This is a genomic window from Candidatus Planktophila sp., from assembly GCF_036734405.1.
Classification (GTDB): domain Bacteria; phylum Actinomycetota; class Actinomycetes; order Nanopelagicales; family Nanopelagicaceae; genus Planktophila.
Genome location: NZ_DAIMYR010000001.1, coordinates 60,944 through 76,124 on the forward strand (window position 1 = coordinate 60,944; position 15,181 = coordinate 76,124).

Annotated in this window: 14 protein-coding genes; 5 read left to right on the forward strand and 9 right to left on the reverse strand. The window is 45.7% G+C overall.

Translation table 11 applies throughout. The annotated features are described in order from the left end of the window. The first annotated feature begins 81 nt into the window (after positions 1 to 81). Entirely contained in the window at positions 82 to 999 is a 918-nt protein-coding gene (locus AC9UC2_RS00295; protein ID WP_509523871.1) for a Ppx/GppA family phosphatase, read from the forward strand. On the opposite strand, the gene AC9UC2_RS00300 is transcribed toward AC9UC2_RS00295, so the two are convergent. Then, positions 996 to 1,883, reverse strand: coding sequence for an NUDIX hydrolase (locus tag AC9UC2_RS00300; RefSeq protein ID WP_509523874.1), 888 nt, complete (start codon positions 1,881 to 1,883; stop codon positions 996 to 998). The genes AC9UC2_RS00295 and AC9UC2_RS00300 overlap by 4 nt on opposite strands. Beyond that, on the reverse strand, positions 1,884 to 3,929 hold the full coding sequence (locus AC9UC2_RS00305) for an RNA degradosome polyphosphate kinase (RefSeq protein WP_509523876.1): 2,046 nt from the start codon (positions 3,927 to 3,929) through the stop codon (positions 1,884 to 1,886). It lies immediately after the preceding gene. A gap of 124 nt (positions 3,930 to 4,053) precedes the next feature. Between AC9UC2_RS00305 and AC9UC2_RS00310 the strand changes: the two genes are divergently transcribed. Beyond that, positions 4,054 to 7,056, forward strand: coding sequence for a glycoside hydrolase family 2 TIM barrel-domain containing protein (locus AC9UC2_RS00310; RefSeq protein WP_509523878.1), 3,003 nt, complete (start codon positions 4,054 to 4,056; stop codon positions 7,054 to 7,056). Here the strand turns inward: AC9UC2_RS00310 and AC9UC2_RS00315 are convergent. Genes AC9UC2_RS00315 through ispF form a run of 4 tightly spaced genes read right to left on the reverse strand, consistent with a single transcriptional unit; the run spans position 7,053 to position 10,666 of the window. Then, positions 7,053 to 7,850 carry an SGNH/GDSL hydrolase family protein gene (locus AC9UC2_RS00315; protein ID WP_509523881.1) on the reverse strand — a complete coding sequence of 266 codons (798 nt, stop codon included), beginning with the start codon at positions 7,848 to 7,850 and terminating at the stop codon, positions 7,053 to 7,055. The genes AC9UC2_RS00310 and AC9UC2_RS00315 overlap by 4 nt on opposite strands. A gap of 9 nt (positions 7,851 to 7,859) precedes the next feature. After that, positions 7,860 to 8,798, reverse strand: a complete 939-nt coding sequence (rlmB, locus tag AC9UC2_RS00320) for a 23S rRNA (guanosine(2251)-2'-O)-methyltransferase RlmB (RefSeq protein ID WP_509523884.1) — start codon at positions 8,796 to 8,798, stop codon at positions 7,860 to 7,862. Between the two features lie 21 nt (positions 8,799 to 8,819). Next, entirely contained in the window at positions 8,820 to 10,205 is a 1,386-nt protein-coding gene (gene cysS, locus AC9UC2_RS00325; RefSeq protein WP_509523886.1) for a cysteine--tRNA ligase, read from the reverse strand. After that, positions 10,202 to 10,666 (reverse strand): 2-C-methyl-D-erythritol 2,4-cyclodiphosphate synthase, encoded by a 465-nt coding sequence (gene ispF, locus AC9UC2_RS00330; protein ID WP_509524711.1) that lies wholly within the window; start codon positions 10,664 to 10,666, stop codon positions 10,202 to 10,204. The genes cysS and ispF overlap by 4 nt, the downstream gene beginning before the upstream one ends. A gap of 42 nt (positions 10,667 to 10,708) precedes the next feature. Between ispF and AC9UC2_RS00335 the strand changes: the two genes are divergently transcribed. Both AC9UC2_RS00335 and AC9UC2_RS00340 read left to right on the forward strand, forming a co-directional pair. Beyond that, positions 10,709 to 12,055 (forward strand): NAD(P)H-dependent oxidoreductase, encoded by a 1,347-nt coding sequence (locus tag AC9UC2_RS00335; protein ID WP_509523888.1) that lies wholly within the window; start codon positions 10,709 to 10,711, stop codon positions 12,053 to 12,055. Positions 12,056 to 12,057: 2 nt separating this feature from the next. Further along, positions 12,058 to 12,747: an IspD/TarI family cytidylyltransferase gene (locus tag AC9UC2_RS00340; protein ID WP_509523891.1), complete on the forward strand. Its 690-nt coding sequence runs from the start codon at positions 12,058 to 12,060 to the stop codon at positions 12,745 to 12,747. Here AC9UC2_RS00340 and AC9UC2_RS00345 read toward each other — a convergent pair. Beyond that, entirely contained in the window at positions 12,727 to 13,353 is a 627-nt protein-coding gene (locus AC9UC2_RS00345) for a 2-C-methyl-D-erythritol 4-phosphate cytidylyltransferase (protein ID WP_509523894.1), read from the reverse strand. The two genes, AC9UC2_RS00340 and AC9UC2_RS00345, sit on opposite strands and share 21 nt — an antisense overlap. A gap of 4 nt (positions 13,354 to 13,357) precedes the next feature. After that, positions 13,358 to 13,840 (reverse strand): CarD family transcriptional regulator, encoded by a 483-nt coding sequence (locus AC9UC2_RS00350; RefSeq protein WP_445821849.1) that lies wholly within the window; start codon positions 13,838 to 13,840, stop codon positions 13,358 to 13,360. A gap of 106 nt (positions 13,841 to 13,946) precedes the next feature. On the opposite strand from AC9UC2_RS00350, the gene AC9UC2_RS00355 reads away from it, so the two are divergent. Beyond that, the gene (locus AC9UC2_RS00355; protein ID WP_509523898.1) at positions 13,947 to 14,447 is read left to right on the forward strand and encodes a hypothetical protein; all 501 of its coding nucleotides are present in this window, start codon (positions 13,947 to 13,949) and stop codon (positions 14,445 to 14,447) included. Here the strand turns inward: AC9UC2_RS00355 and AC9UC2_RS00360 are convergent. Next, positions 14,413 to 15,156 (reverse strand): phosphoglyceromutase, encoded by a 744-nt coding sequence (locus AC9UC2_RS00360; RefSeq protein WP_509523901.1) that lies wholly within the window; start codon positions 15,154 to 15,156, stop codon positions 14,413 to 14,415. The genes AC9UC2_RS00355 and AC9UC2_RS00360 overlap by 35 nt on opposite strands. Between the last annotated feature and the right edge of the window lie 25 nt (positions 15,157 to 15,181).

A 15,181-nucleotide genomic window follows, 5' to 3' on the forward strand; every position in this document is an offset into this window, starting at 1 on the left:
TACAGCAGCCGCAATTATGGCAGTGATAGGCCAAAACTTAAAATCCAAGGGATTTGCCCCGCCCAGCGATAGGTTGGCGCAATGCGATTGGGTGTTCTAGATGTTGGGTCAAATACGATCCATCTTCAAGTTATGGATGCCCACCCCGGAGCACGTCCAGAGCCAGCAACAAATTACAAGGTCGAACTGCGACTGACCGATTATCTGAATGAAACTGGTGAAATTTCGGCAACTGGAATTGCTTTGCTCAATTCGGCTATTTCCGAAGCTGTAACACATGCAAATGAAAACTCAACCGATGAAATTTTAGCTTTTGCCACCTCTGCTTTACGTGAGGCAAAAAATGGCAATCAGATAATTTCAGACATAAACACTAAACATGAAATTGATTTACAAGTCTTAGATGGCGATGATGAAGCTTCGATGACTTTTTTAGCTGTGCGTCGCTGGTTAGGGTGGTCTGCGGGAAAATTGTTAGTACTTGATATTGGTGGCGGATCTTTAGAAATTGCCAGTGGAGTTGATGAGTTACCAGAAGCAACACTTTCACTACCGTTAGGTGCCGCCCGATCTACACGAGAATTCTTAGGACCAGATCCATACAATCTGAAAAGTATTAAGGCTTTGCAAAAACATGCCGAAGAAGTTTTAAAGAGTTCCATTCCAGAAGTTTTAAGGTCCCATGATGCCAACCACTTTGTTGGAACCAGTAAAACATTTCGAACTCTGGCCCGTATTTGTGCACACTGGTATGGAGACAACCCAAAGTTTTTAGAGAGAAAATCTTTAGAGACTGCGGTTTCAAAGTTGATTGCTATGGACAATAAAGCGCGCAATGAATTACCAGGTGTGTCAGCAAACCGTGCTCAACAAATTGTTGCAGGGGCAATTGTTGCCTTGGCTGTTATGGATCGCTTAGATGTTGACGAAGTTGAAATCTGCCCTTGGGCCTTGCGTGAGGGAATTGTTTTGCGGCGTTTAGACTGGCTAAAAGACTAGCTTTCTGGCGCTGCCATCCAGTCAATAGCCATGATTTCACCGTCGCGGTGGTGCAAAATCCATGATTCACCAGGCAATAGCCCGTGGTCTAACTCTTTAAAACTCTTTTTTCCAATTAGTTTGGCAACTATTCCAGGCAAAACTGGATTATGACCACACACGATTGCGCGTGCTTCACTTTCAATAATCTCTTCTACTACTTTGATTGCGGGCTTCTTATCCTTTTCAAATGCATACTCACTTAACTGACTCCAATAAATTGTGTCTTTACTTAGTGAACGTGCCATCGGTGCAACTGTTTCGTAGCAACGGACCGCATCAGAGGTATGAATCTCGGTAATTCCGTATGGCAAATATGCACTTAACATTCGCTTGGCTTGTGATTGTCCTAGCTGAGCCAAGGGACGATCTCCATCATCGCCTTCCCACTCTTCGCGCGCAATTGCTTTTCCGTGACGGAGCAACACAAGCGGGATGGTGTCAACGCCAAACTTTTCAAAATTCTTAAGCACTTCTTGATCACCTTGACGTGAAAGTTTTGAATAAGCATCGCTCACTGTTACCCAAATTAATTGATCAACTTCAGATACATCAAGAGCTCCAGTTGATTCACCAATAGCTTGCGCCGACCAGTAACGAACAGTCTTTAGGGATTCGCCAACTTGGTATTCAATTGTGCACAGTTCTGGTCCAAAGACAGTTTCAAATCCAGTCTCTTCGAAAACTTCACGAAAAGCACAACTAATTTCAGATTCGCCTTGCTCTACTTTGCCTTTCGGAAATGACCAATCGTCATATCGCGGACGATGGATAAGAGCTACCTGAACTAATTCATCACTGAGTCGACGCCAAAGGACCGCACCTGCAGCTTGAATTACATCCATTTACCGATCCTTTGCATAGTGATCAATCAACACAGAATGTGCGTTAGTCAATCCCTTTTTCTTATTGCGGGTCCAGGTGGTTTCTTCAAGCTCCCACGAAGCGGTTTCTTCAGATAAACCAAGGTCTAATAGGCCCTGAAGGCGGGTCACATGCTCTTTTCGTTGGATCAAAACAAGGCTTTCAACTCGACGATCAAGATTTCTACCCATTAAATCTGCACTGCCGATCCAGTACTCATCCTGTCCGCCATTGATGAAATGGTAGATACGAGAGTGTTCCAGGAAACGACCAAGAATAGATTTGACGGTTATGTTTTCAGATAGACCCTTGATGCCTGGTTGCACCGCGCAGATTCCGCGAATAAGTAATTCAATTTTTACGCCGGCTTGCGAAGCCTCATACAACTTTGCAACAAATCCTTCATCCAAAATTGAATTAAGTTTAAATTGAATTCCTGCTGGACGAGAATTCTTAGCATGCTCGATTTCGCGATCGATTTTTTCAATCAAACCTGATCGCAAAGTTCGAGGTGCAACCAAAAGTCGTGAATACGTTGACTGTGGTGCAAAGCCAGATAACTGATTAAAGAGTCGAGTTAAATCTTCAGTGAGCTCAGTATCTGCGCTAAGCAAACCTAAATCTTCATAAAGACGCGCGGTCTTTGGATTGTAATTTCCGGTACCGATGTGACAGTAACGACGAATACCTTGTGGCTCATCACGGACAACTAACGAAAGCTTTGCATGTGTCTTAAGACCCATTAATCCATACACAACGTGCACGCCAGCAGCTTCGAGCTTACGAGCCCAGCGCACATTTGCCTGCTCATCAAATCGTGCTCGAATTTCAATAACTGCTACAACCTGTTTGCCCGCTTCTGCAGCTTCGATCAACGCTTCAATAATCGGTGAGTCACCAGAAGTTCTATACAGGGTTTGCTTGATTGCTAATACTGCCGGATCTTGCGCAGCGTTTTGTAAAAAGTGCACCACTGATGAAGTAAAGGATTCGTAGGGGTGGTGCAGCAAAATTTCACCTTGGCGAATGGCCGCAAAAAACATGTCTAGATCATCACTTTCGACCTCGGAAAGCGCCTTAGCAGTGCGTGACCTGAAGGGTTCAAACTTTAAGTCAGGAAAATCTAGATCGGCGATCTTGTTGAGCGAGGTTAAATTAAGTGGTGCCTCAACATGAAAAATGTTCTCTTGACCAATACCAAGTTCGCGACCCAATTGCTGAACTAGTTTTTCATCAACGCCAGCTTCAATTTCTAGTCGCACTGGAGGCCCAAAACGTCGGCGCAAAAGTTCTTGTTCTAGCGTTACTAACAAATCTTCGGTTTCTTCATCTTCAAGCTCAATATCTTGATTACGAGTAACGCGGAAGGTGTAGTGATCTTCAATTGTCATTCCTGGAAAGAGTTCCTGTAAATGGATTGCAATCAAATCTTCAAGCGGTAAGAATCGAGTCGAACCAATCTTTGCTGTTGCAATAAAGCGAGGTAAGACTTCTGGCACCTTTACACGTGCAAAGAATTCTTCATTAGTCGTTGGGTTTTTAACAACAACAGCCAAGTTCAATGACAAACCCGATATGTAGGGAAATGGATGGGTTGGGTCAACGGCTAATGGTGTAAGGACGGGAAAGATACGGTCTTGAAATAGCTTGGCTGTATAGACTCTTTCAGTCTCGTCGAGATCTTGCCACGTTACAAATTCAATTCCATGTGCCTTAAGTGAAGGCAGGATGCTTGACTGCAACGCTTGGGTTTGCCTTGACACTAATTCATTGACTTTGGTTGAGATCAAACTCAAAAGCTCTAATGGGCGATGTCCTGCAACATTTTGAGCGGTCACATTGTTTTCAATTTTGCTCATCAAGGTTGCAACGCGGACCATGAAGAATTCATCCAGATTTGAGGATGCGATTGCCAGAAATCTAAGTCGTTCCAGGACTGGAATTGACTCATCCTCGGCTAGTTCTATAACCCGTTGGTCGAAGGAGAGCCAGCTGATCTCGCGATCTGTTAGGTGCTCCATACTCATGTTCAAATTCTCCCCTGTTTGAGTGAACAACAGGTAATCGGAGAAAGGACAAAGGTTAAATCCACCCTGAGTTTTCACGCTTGCCACGTGTGTGTAAACGGGGATTTCCTGAGAGACTGCCCCTGTGATTAGCAACTATTGGATGAGCCCCGAGACCACTTCAGTTAACCGTTTGCCGATGCTCAATATTGAGCATTTTGAGCAGATCTCTTTAGATGGAACGTGGCGCTTCCAGTTGTTACATAAGCCAACTGAAAAATTAGGCAAGCGTTGGGCGACTATCCCGGTTCCGGGTTTGTGGACGATGCAGGAAACTTCAGATGTGTTTTTCGATAAGCCGATTTACACAAATGTTCAAATGCCTTTTGCTGAACAGCCTCCATTTGTGCCAGAAGAAAATCCAACCGGTGTTTACGAAAGAGATTTTGATCTGCCAAAGAGTTGGGCCGGCAAGCGCATAGTTCTTCAATTAGGTGGCTACGAATCTGTTGCGTTGATTTACATCAATGGTGTCGAAATTGGTCTAACCAAGGATTCACGACTTGCGGCTGAATTTGATGTTACCCAGTTTGTGAATAGCGGAAACAACGTTGTGCGCATCGATGTTACTAAGTGGTCTGATGCAACCTTTATTGAGGACCAAGATCAATGGTGGCATGGCGGAATCACCCGCTCAGTTAAGTTATATGCAACGAATAAAGTGTTCATCGAGCGATTCAAAACAGTCGCTGGACTTGAAAAAGATGGAACAACAGGAACATTAACCATCGATGCAGATTTAGGTGCTTTAGACAATTTATCCACTGATGGTTACACCTTGCGTGCCTCGATTACCGAATTACCAAAGGTAAAAAGTGCGCAACTTTCTCACACCATAAAGAACTTCACCTCACCAATTTGGACTGAGCGAGATGCAAATTTAAAGAAGCGTAGTGATGATTACTTCCACGGAAAGTATTGGCATGGAAATCTTCCTGCTGATGCAAAGGCGGCGATCATGGAGAATGAGCCTTGGCCACATGGAAAGGTTCAAATCCAGACTCGAATTCCTAAAGTAAGTCCTTGGTCTGCCGAAGCCCCACATCTATACACCTTAAACATCGAATTACTAGATCCCAGCGGTGCTGTAATTGAAGTTTCTCAGCAACGAATTGGTTTCCGATCAATTGTTATCAAGGGTCAAGATTTCTTAGTTAATGGTCAACCGATTATTTTCTACGGAATCAACCGTCACGATTTTAATCGCTTTACAGGCCGCGCATTAACTCGTGATGACATGCGCCAAGATCTATTAGAACTAAAGCGCTGGAACTTTAACGCGGTCCGAACTTCTCATTATCCCAACGATGCAGCTTTTCTAGATCTCTGCGATGAACTTGGTTTTTATGTAGTCGGAGAAGCAAACATCGAATCCCACGCATTTATTTCATCAATCTGTAATGACACCCGTTACCTAACCGCTTTCGTTGACCGTATTGGTCGCATGGTGCAGCGCGATATTCACCATCCATCAGTTGTTATGTGGTCACTTGGAAATGAATCAGGCGCCGGCACCAACCATGAAGCGGCTGCCGCATTTGCACGAAGCTTTGATCCATCACGTCCATTGCATTACGAAGGCGGAATCCGCGGTAACTGGATGGGAAGTCATTCATTAACCGATGTAGTTGTTCCCATGTACCCATCGATAAATGCGATCAAGGAATATGCAAAGTCACCTAAGGCTGATCGTCCATTGATTATGTGTGAATACTCGCACGCAATGGGTAACAGCAACGGAACCTTGGCTGAATACTGGGAAGCGATTGAATCGACCCGTGGTTTGCAAGGTGGATTTATTTGGGAGATGTGGGATCACGGCCCTGTTCAAACTCTTGCAGATGGCACAACGCGCAACGCTTACGGTGGCGATTACGGCGAAGAAAAACATGATGGCAATTTCTGCTGCGATGGAATGGTTTTCCCAGATCGCACAGCTAAGCCTGCAATGTATGAATTTAAAGCACTTGCAGCCCCTGTAGTCATTACTGCAGCAAAGGCTGCGACCGGCCAATTCAAGATATTTAACAAGCACTTCTTTAAGGATCTTGGCGAATACCAGTTGCAGTGGAACATCACTTGCGATGGAGAAATTCTCGATAGCGGAATCGTAAAGTTGCCTAAGGTTGCACCTCGCAAGAGTGCAAACTTTAAAGTAAGTTCCAAGAAGCTGGCTAAGGGAACATCTCGTGGAGAACGCTTTATTAACTTCTCACTAGTTCGCATCGCCAGTACGCCGTGGGCATTGCCCATGTCTGAAGTTGGCTGGAGTCAGATTGCGCTTGCATCGACAGCTCTGGCACCTGCCAAGAAAACTAAAGAACTTGGCGATGTAGTAGATGAGCACGGACAGATCATTTTGCCGTACGGAATTGTTGCACCATCAGTTTCATTGTGGCGCGCACCGACAGATAATGATCGCATCGGACATATTGCTGCCAAGTGGGAGCGCTACGGAGTTCGCGAGATTTCACGAACCGATTGTGTTGTGCGACAGTCGCCTACATCTATCAAGGTAAGTAATACCTGGGAAACAAGCACAGGTGTTTCTTTCAAGCACACCCAAACAATTACACCAGTTGTCGGTGGCTTTAATGTTAAGGAATCTGTCACAGTTCCAAAGGCATTTGATGATTTAGCACGTGTTGGAACATTGTTTGAACTAGATGGTTCACTTAGTGAGCTGGTTTACTTTGGAACAGGTGCACATGAAACTTATCCCGATCGCAAGATCGGACGCATTGGTCGTTATGTTTCGACTGTGGCTGCGCAATACATTCCATATGTCAGACCACAAGAAAACGGCGGACACACAGCGGTTCGTTGGTTTGAACTAGTAAATGCCCAAGGAAATGGTCTTCGCTTTGCCATGGGTAAGCCAGCACAGGTGTCTGTAACCCCTAACCGAGATGCAGAATTAGCCGATGCCACCCATGATGTCGAAGTTAATCCTTGTGGAAACACAGTGGTTCATATCGATACCGCACACCGCGGCGTTGGAACTGCATCATGTGGTCCAGATACTTTAGATAAGTATTTGATTAAGACCGGCGTACATACCTGGGAGTGGACAGTTACCCAAATTTAATTAGCGTGGTCTAAATGTGACAGTGGCCAATTAATTGCAATTGGATATTTGCAGGTACGACCATCACCTGATGATTTACCACGTGCACGTCGCCACATCCAGGGCAGTGCAAAAGTTGCAAACCACACCACAGTAATTGCCGCTTTAACTAATTTATGTGTTGGTTCGGCAGGTGCCAAAGGTCTGCGCCACGATGGATCATGTGGAAGTTCAATAGTTTCAAGTACCGCCTGAGCAACACGATCATGTCCCATTGGATTTAAGTGCAGCCGATCAAAAGCTAAAAAGCGTGGATCCTTAAAGGCTGGTTCTTCATTAGCATCACACAGAATCGCACCAATTTCTTCAGCAACTGCGCGAACATTTTCATTAAAATCTTTAAAGCGCGCTTTCCAGGTTTCAGCTAACCGTCCTTCGCTACCGCTGTCTTCTAGAACTGTAAACAACATTACTGTTGCACCAGAAGCAGCTAATTTGCGTGCAGCTTCGGCATATAAAGGCAGGACCACATTGGGGTTGTACTTTGGGCGAATCACATCATTTGCACCTGCGTGAAATGACACAAGCGTTGTCTTATCAACTACCTGTGCAATAGCTGCATCTAATTGCTCATCAACAACTTGCTTGAGCAATTTTCCACGAACCGAAAGATTTGCGTACTGAAAACCATGAACGGCTTGAGCCATAACATCGGCAACGCGATCTGCCCAGCCACGGTATTGACCGTATCTCTTCTCATCACACATACCTTCGGTGAATGAATCACCAATGGCGATAAAGCGGTTGTATTTCACGGCTTTTACCTACTTTGCGCGGCGCTGTTGATCTATATGGAACAGCGCAATCGAAGTAGCAACGCTTGCATTAAGAGATTCAGTTGATGCACTGATCGGAATCGAAATAACCAAGTCACACTTTTCTTTAGTCAAGCGCGCAAGACCTTTACCTTCGGATCCAACAATTACCATCAAAGGTTCAGTTGCAACCTTCATGGTGCTAATCATTTCATCTGATTCACCATCTAGGCCGATCACAAACATGCCAGCTTTTTTGGCTGCATCGATTGTGCGCGCAAGATTTGTAATCTGTGCGATTGGCAAACGTGCTGCCGCACCCGCTGATGATTTCCAAGCAGATGCCGTCATTGTTGCCGCACGACGTTCAGTCATGATGACACCTGCTGCGCCAAAGGCCGCAGCAGAACGAATGATCGCACCAAGGTTACGTGGATCGGTTACTCCGTCTAGCGCAACGATTAATGAAGGATGCTTTGCGCGCTGCATGATTTCTTCAAAACTTGAGTACTGGAAAGGCTTAATTGCAAGAATAATTCCTTGACTGTTTGGTGAAATACCTTCTACTTCGGCACGGTGTGCTTCGCGAATCTGAAGTCCCTGGTGCAGGGCAAGCTTTAAGCTTTCAGCAACGCGATCATCAACATCAATACTGCGCGCAACTAATAATTCGGTCGCTGGAACATTCTCGCGCAACGCTTCTAATACTGCGTTACGACCTGCAACGATTTCACCGCGTGGACGATCACCCTTTGGCATTCTTGGTGAACGAGTTTCCTTCTTTTCCGCAGCTTTCTTACGCTTTGCAGCTGCGTGATATGGACGGTCTTCCGCCTTTGGAGTTGGACCTTTTCCTTCAAGACGACGCTTATTGTTTCCACCAGTACCGGCAGATGGCCCCTTTTTTGATTGGCGGATAGCGCCTTTTCGGGATGAATTGCCAGCCATGTTTAGATCTCGTTTCAGTAATTAATTAATAGACCAGCGAGGTCCTTGAGCAGTGTCCTCAATTGTAATTCCTAAAGCAGCGAGCCCATCACGGATGGCATCTGATGCAGCGAAATCCTTACGCTCACGGGCAGCTGCGCGCTCTGCCAATGCCAATTTAATGGTGCCATCGAGGGCCGCGGACAGATCTGAACCACCAGCTGTTGCAAAAGCTGCATCAAATGGATCGCAACCCAAAACTTCTAACGCTCCGCGGATTTCCTTCGCATTCTTAGAAATAGCAACTTTGTCATTATCTGTAAGCGCTTGATTGCCTAAGCGAAGATTTTCGCTAATTGAAGCAAGGGCTGCAGGAACAGCTAAGTCATCATTCATGGCATCGGTAAATGCTTGGCTTAACTCTGAAGTTGGTTGTGCGCCAAGAACTTCAGTTGCACGATTTAAGAAATTTTCGATTCTGCGGAAATTAGTTGCTGCCTCTTGTAACGCTTCTGGTGAATATTCCAACATCGAACGATAGTGCGCTCCGCCTAAATACCAACGAAGTTCGATTCCACGAACATTCTTTAAAATCTCGTGAACTTGCAAAGTGTTTCCTAAAGACTTTGACATCTTTTCACCAGATTGGGTAACCCACGCGTTGTGCAGCCAACGTTGGGCAAAACCATAACCAGCAGCGTGTGATTGCGCGATTTCATTTTCGTGATGTGGGAAAACTAGGTCTAAGCCGCCACCATGAATATCAAAACTTTCGCCAAGATAAGCGTGCGCCATTGCAGAACATTCCAAGTGCCAACCCGGACGACCTGGGCCCCACGGTGTTGGCCATGATGGATCACCGGCCTTTGCTGCTTTCCATAAAGCAAAGTCACGCACATCTTTTTTGTAAGTTTCATCGGCGTCTGCTGCTGGTTGTAAATCATCAAGATTTTGGCGAGACAAAGTTAGGTACTGCTTTAACTTTCGAACTTCTAGATAAACATCGCCATTGCCAGGTGCATATGCCGCTCCATTTTCAATCAACGTCTGCATAAGTTCGACCATTTGGGTGATGTGACCAGTTGCTCGTGGTTCATAGGTTGGTGGCATCACATTAAGTGCGGCATAGGCTTCGGTAAAGATACGTTCGTACTTCATTGCAACAGCCCACCACGGCATTTGTTCGTGAACGGCCTTGTGCAAAATCTTGTCATCGATATCGGTGACGTTACGGATAAAAGTTACTTCGAAACCACTTTTAATTAACCAGCGACGCAAGATGTCAAAGTTAACGCCACTACGAACATGGCCAATGTGTGGTGCTGCTTGCACAGTTGCACCACAGACATAGATTGAAACTTTGCCTGCTACTAGCGGTTTGAACTGACTAACTTCACGCGTTGCTGTGTCATACAAATTCAAATTCATGGCACCTGAACCAAAGCATTTGCGATCACATAGATTCCTTCACCGCGACCAGTAAAGCCCATTTGATCAGATGTTGTTGCCGATACTGAAACTGGTGCACCAAGGGCTGCAGACAAAACTTGTTGTGCTTCATCACGACGCTGCGTAATTTTTGGTTGATTACCAACAATCTGCAATGCAACATTGTTAATGACAAAACCTTTGGCGGCTACAAAATCGCGCAGCTTTTCAATCATTGCGATTCCAGATGCCCCGGCCATTTCTGGAGTGTCGACACCAAAAAAAGTTCCGATATCGCCTAATTGGCAGGCAGATAAAACCGCATCGCACAGCGCATGTGCTGCAGCATCGCCATCGCTATGGCCCACCAAACGAGGCGCATCTGGCCACTGCAATCCAGCTAGTGAGCATGGCCCGCTATCGCCAAATTGATGCGCATCTACACCGACACCGGTGCGCATCTTGGAAAGGTTCATTGTCTAAGAGTATCGGCTTCATGGGTGGTGTTTAATACGCATACCGGCTTTATCAATGGAAAAGAGTTCAAAGTGACCTACACATCTCGGCTTCGAGATCATGCAGTCAAGATCGGGCGAGATACACGCATCGCATTGGTCGGAGCGGGCCAGATGGGTCGAGGCTTTGGAAACCAGTTAGGTCGCAAAGAGGGAATTTCACTATCGATAATCATTGATACTGATTTGGAACGCGTCAAAGTTGTTTACGCAGATTTAGGTATTACAGACATTGTATTTAGCGATGATAAAGCTGTTTTGTCCAAAGCTATTTTGGAAGGCAAGCACACAGGTAGCACCGATGCCACCTTAGTTTCAGAACTACCAGTTGATTTAGTTGTTGAAGGAACTGGTATTCCAGATATTGGCGCACAAATTACTTACACATCACTTCTTGCTAAAAAAGATGTTGCAGTTCTAAATGTTGAAATGGATGTAACTATCGGGCCGCTACTTCACAAAGTTGCCACCGATAATGGTGTCATCTACGCCGTGTGCCATGGCGATGAACCAATTGAAGCCAAAGTGCTTGTTGATTACGCCCGCGACTTAAACTTTGAAATTATCTGCGCTGGTAAGGGAAAGAACAATCCATTTGAACCGCTAAGCACTCCGGACACTGTTCGGGAAACTGCGATTGCCAAGAAGATGAACCCAAAGATGCTGTGTTCATTTACAGATGGTTCCAAGACGATGACTGAAATGGTTGCGCTGGCCAACACCACAGGGTTGCAGCTATCAAAGCGTGGCATGTATGGCCCGGCATCATCAGTTAAAACTTTGCAGGACACCTTTGCACTAGCCGCTGATGGTGGAATTTTGGATCGCCCAGGAGTTGTTGATTACTGCACCGGCGATGTTGCACCAGGTGTATTTGTAATTGTTCGCCACAACGATCCTTACATCGCGCACGAGATGAGTTATTTAGCGATGGGCCCTGGTCCATATTTTGCTTTGTATCGCCCATTTCATTTGGCTTCAATTGAAGCGCCAATCACTGTCTATCGCGCAATTTTGGATCGCGAATCATCACTGTATGCACCACATTTAAACGCTGAAGTTGTCACAATGACGAAGAAAAACCTAGAAGTAGGCGATGTTATTGATGGCATTGGTGGATTTACTGTTCGCGGCTACGCCGATAACGCACTAGATGCCAAGCGCGATAACTTGGTGCCTATTGGATTAATTGCTGGAGCAAAAATAGTTAAGCCAATCGGTGTTGGCGAGCTGCTTACTTATGATCATGTAGAGCTAAACCAGGATTCATTCATCGTTGCCTTGCGCAAAAAGCAAGATGAATTAGGCCTTACCTACGCACCTGCCCAGAAGTAATCATGTCTACCCAGCCAAAAGTTGCATCGATTGTTCTTGCAGCAGGTTCAGGAACTCGCTTTGGTCACAGCATGAACAAGGTATGGCTGCAACTGCATGGCAAACACATTATTTCTAGATCCCTTGCAAATTCGGTAGCAAGCTTTACCGATGTGCGAAGTATCTTGGTCATTAATCCCGATGATGAAGAGTTTGCTCGCGAAGCTTTGCGCAAAGATGGCATGCCAGCAGATATCGAAATTGTTCATGGTGGCGCCAGCCGTCATGAAAGCGAATACAACGCTTTGCAGTACTTAAAGGCCGATATCTTGGCTGGAACGATTGATCTGGTTCTTATTCACGATGGTGCACGTCCTTTAGCAACACCGCAGATCTTTGCGGCAATCGCTGCTGGTGCACGCACCCATGGCGGAGCGATTCCGACTATTGCTTTAGATCCCCATGAAATGGATACCGCACGCACTGAAACCGTTGCACGAGTCCAAACTCCGCAAGGTTTTAGAGCTGCGCAGTTACTGGAAGCTTACGAAAAAGCTGCAGTACAAGGTTTTGTTGGTACCGATACCGCTGCTTGTATGGAGAAGTTTTTCCCAGAAGTTAAGACTGTGGCTGTTCCTGGCGATGTTTCCAATATCAAGATTACATATCCACAAGATTTAGCAATTGCCGAATTACTTGTTCCAGTCCAATAAATAGCTCATTAATTCAATCTCTTTTTCCGAATTAATCCGGGCGCTATCTGCATCGGCTTCTACTGCTGCCGTCTTTGCAGAATTAACTAATGGAACAAACCAAGTCGATTCTTGCGAATCAAAATCAATTGCAGCGTAGCGAACTAGTTCTGGGGTGGAAATACGCATCATCGAATTGCGATCAATTGTTTGATCAATGAAATTGTCCGCATCAATTGATTTAAGGGTTTCGGTAAAGGGTGACACTGGGCGAATCGCATCAAAATCTGCAGTCAGCCCGGCGTATACACGTTCAAACTGTGCCAGAGCGGTGAGCGGTCTTTGTGAATCATGAATCATCACTAGCTCAGCAGTAGCTGCCGATTTCAGTGCTGCCGCAAATTGTGATGGCTTGTTGGGATCGCACTCAATCATTTCGCAATCAAGGTCGGCGACCTTGGCTAGCTCCGAGGCGCTACCCGCAATAGCCAAGTGCGCACCATTAACTGATGCAACGAAAGCTTGTGCAGCTTGAATGCAGGTGTGCAGAATTGTTTGATTCTTTAATTGATGGAAAGCAATTGGCGATGTAATCGCCACAACAACCTTCAGTGAAGGTGTGCTCACGAAATTAGGAAGCGAGAACCTCGTCAAGGATTACTGCAGCCTTTTCTTCATCAGTGCGCTCAGCGAGAGCAAGCTCTGAAACTAGGATCTGCTTCGCCTTGGCGAGCATGCGCTTTTCTCCTGCTGAAAGTCCACGGTCTAGATCGCGACGGTAAAGATCGCGAACAACTTCGGCAACCTTAATAACATCACCTGATGCAAGCTTTTCTAGATTTGCCTTGTAACGACGAGACCAGTTTGTTGGCTCTTCTGTGTATGGCTGGCGCAATACGCTAAACACGCGATCAAGACCAGCTGAATCAACAACATCACGAACACCCACTAGATCCACATTGTCTGCAGGAACGCGAACCGTTAGATCTCCTTGAGCAACTTTTAACACTAGGTAGGTCTTTTCTTCACCCTTGATCACACGAGTTTCAATAGCTTCGATTAATGCAGCCCCGTGGTGAGGATAAACAACGGTTTCGCCGACCTTAAATGTCATGTGATGCCCTTCGCTAGAGGGTCAATTCTACCAGCAATCCTTGGCTGAGAAAACCCGGAAAAAGTGGCGTTATTGGCTACTTATTTGATGTGAGAGAATTACGCCTATGCGTCGCATAATTTCTGTAGTTGTAATTTCAACTCTTGCGGTTTCACTGACTGGTTGTGCAGCTGGATTTAATGCATCTACTCGTGAAATTACACAAGTAACAGACGGCGCCGAAGCTTCGATCATTTCAACTGAAAACAACATTCGAGTAGTCAATCTGCTTGTAGTTGCCGCAGAAGGCGGAACCGGTGTTTTGGTTGGCACAATCGTTAACGCTCAAGAAACTGAAGATTCTTTGCTCGGCGTGGCTATTAACGGCACTGTCCTGACGTACACAGGCAAGAACAACTTGCCGCAGAATTCACCAATTATTTTTGAAGGCGAAAGTGCAAACGCAAAAGCAGTTATCACTGGCTTTGGCGCACAACCTGGAACTCATGTAAATGTAACTATGTTCTTTGCTCGTGCTGGCGAAATTACTAAGGGTGTAATCGTTCGCGACAATAGCCTGGAATATGCAGGAATTACTTCTTCCCCTGCGCCGCAACCGCAGCCATAGCAACCTTTGCAGCTTCTGGATCTAGATACTCTCCGCCCTTAACAACTGGCTTAAAGTTTTCATCTAATTTGTAATACAAAGGAATTCCAGTAGGAATATTTACTCCTGCGATATCGGCATCAGTTATTCCATCAAGATGCTTTACCAATGCGCGCAAAGAGTTTCCGTGCGCAGTTACCAGAACGCGCTTGCCGGCGTTTAGATCCGGAACGATTGCTTCATCCCAATAAGGAAGCATGCGCGTAATAACATCCTTTAGGCATTCAGTCTTTGGTGCGTCAATACCTGCATAACGCACATCATTGGCTTGGCTAAAAGGATCGGCATCATCAATTGCTGGTGGTGGAACATCAAAGCTGCGGCGCCACAATTGGAACTGCTCTTCGCCGTATTGGGCCAAAGTCTGGGCCTTGTCCTTGCCCTGCAACGCTCCGTAATGGCGTTCATTTAAACGCCATGAACGCTTTACCGGAATCCAATGACGATCACAGGCATCAAGTGCCAACTGCGATGTATGAATTGCTCGACGTAACAATGATGTGTGAACTACATCTGGCAACAATCCACGCTCTGCCAACATTGAACCACCATGTTTGGCTTCGGCTTCTCCCTTTTCGGATAGGCGAACATCAACCCAACCAGTAAAGAGATTCTTGGCATTCCATTCGGATTCGCCATGGCGTAGTAGTACTAGTTCAAAGTTAGTCATAGCGACAGTCTAAACCAAATGTTGC

Bases quoted from the DNA above. Each gene is read 5' to 3' on its own strand.
- AC9UC2_RS00350 (WP_445821849.1), bottom strand. From the start codon at position 13,840: ATGACATTTAAGGTCGGCGAAACCGTTGTTTATCCTCACCACGGGGCT.
- AC9UC2_RS00340 (WP_509523891.1), top strand. From the start codon at position 12,058: ATGTCTACCCAGCCAAAAGTTGCATCGATTGTTCTTGCAGCAGGTTCA.
- cysS (WP_509523886.1), bottom strand. From the start codon at position 10,205: ATGAATTTGAATTTGTATGACACAGCAACGCGTGAAGTTAGTCAGTTC.
- AC9UC2_RS00360 (WP_509523901.1), bottom strand. From the start codon at position 15,156: ATGACTAACTTTGAACTAGTACTACTACGCCATGGCGAATCCGAATGG.
- rlmB (WP_509523884.1), bottom strand. From the start codon at position 8,798: ATGGCTGGCAATTCATCCCGAAAAGGCGCTATCCGCCAATCAAAAAAG.
- AC9UC2_RS00355 (WP_509523898.1), top strand. From the start codon at position 13,947: ATGCGTCGCATAATTTCTGTAGTTGTAATTTCAACTCTTGCGGTTTCA.
- AC9UC2_RS00305 (WP_509523876.1), bottom strand. From the start codon at position 3,929: ATGAGTATGGAGCACCTAACAGATCGCGAGATCAGCTGGCTCTCCTTC.
- AC9UC2_RS00300 (WP_509523874.1), bottom strand. From the start codon at position 1,883: ATGGATGTAATTCAAGCTGCAGGTGCGGTCCTTTGGCGTCGACTCAGT.
- ispF (WP_509524711.1), bottom strand. From the start codon at position 10,666: ATGCGCACCGGTGTCGGTGTAGATGCGCATCAATTTGGCGATAGCGGG.
- AC9UC2_RS00295 (WP_509523871.1), top strand. From the start codon at position 82: ATGCGATTGGGTGTTCTAGATGTTGGGTCAAATACGATCCATCTTCAA.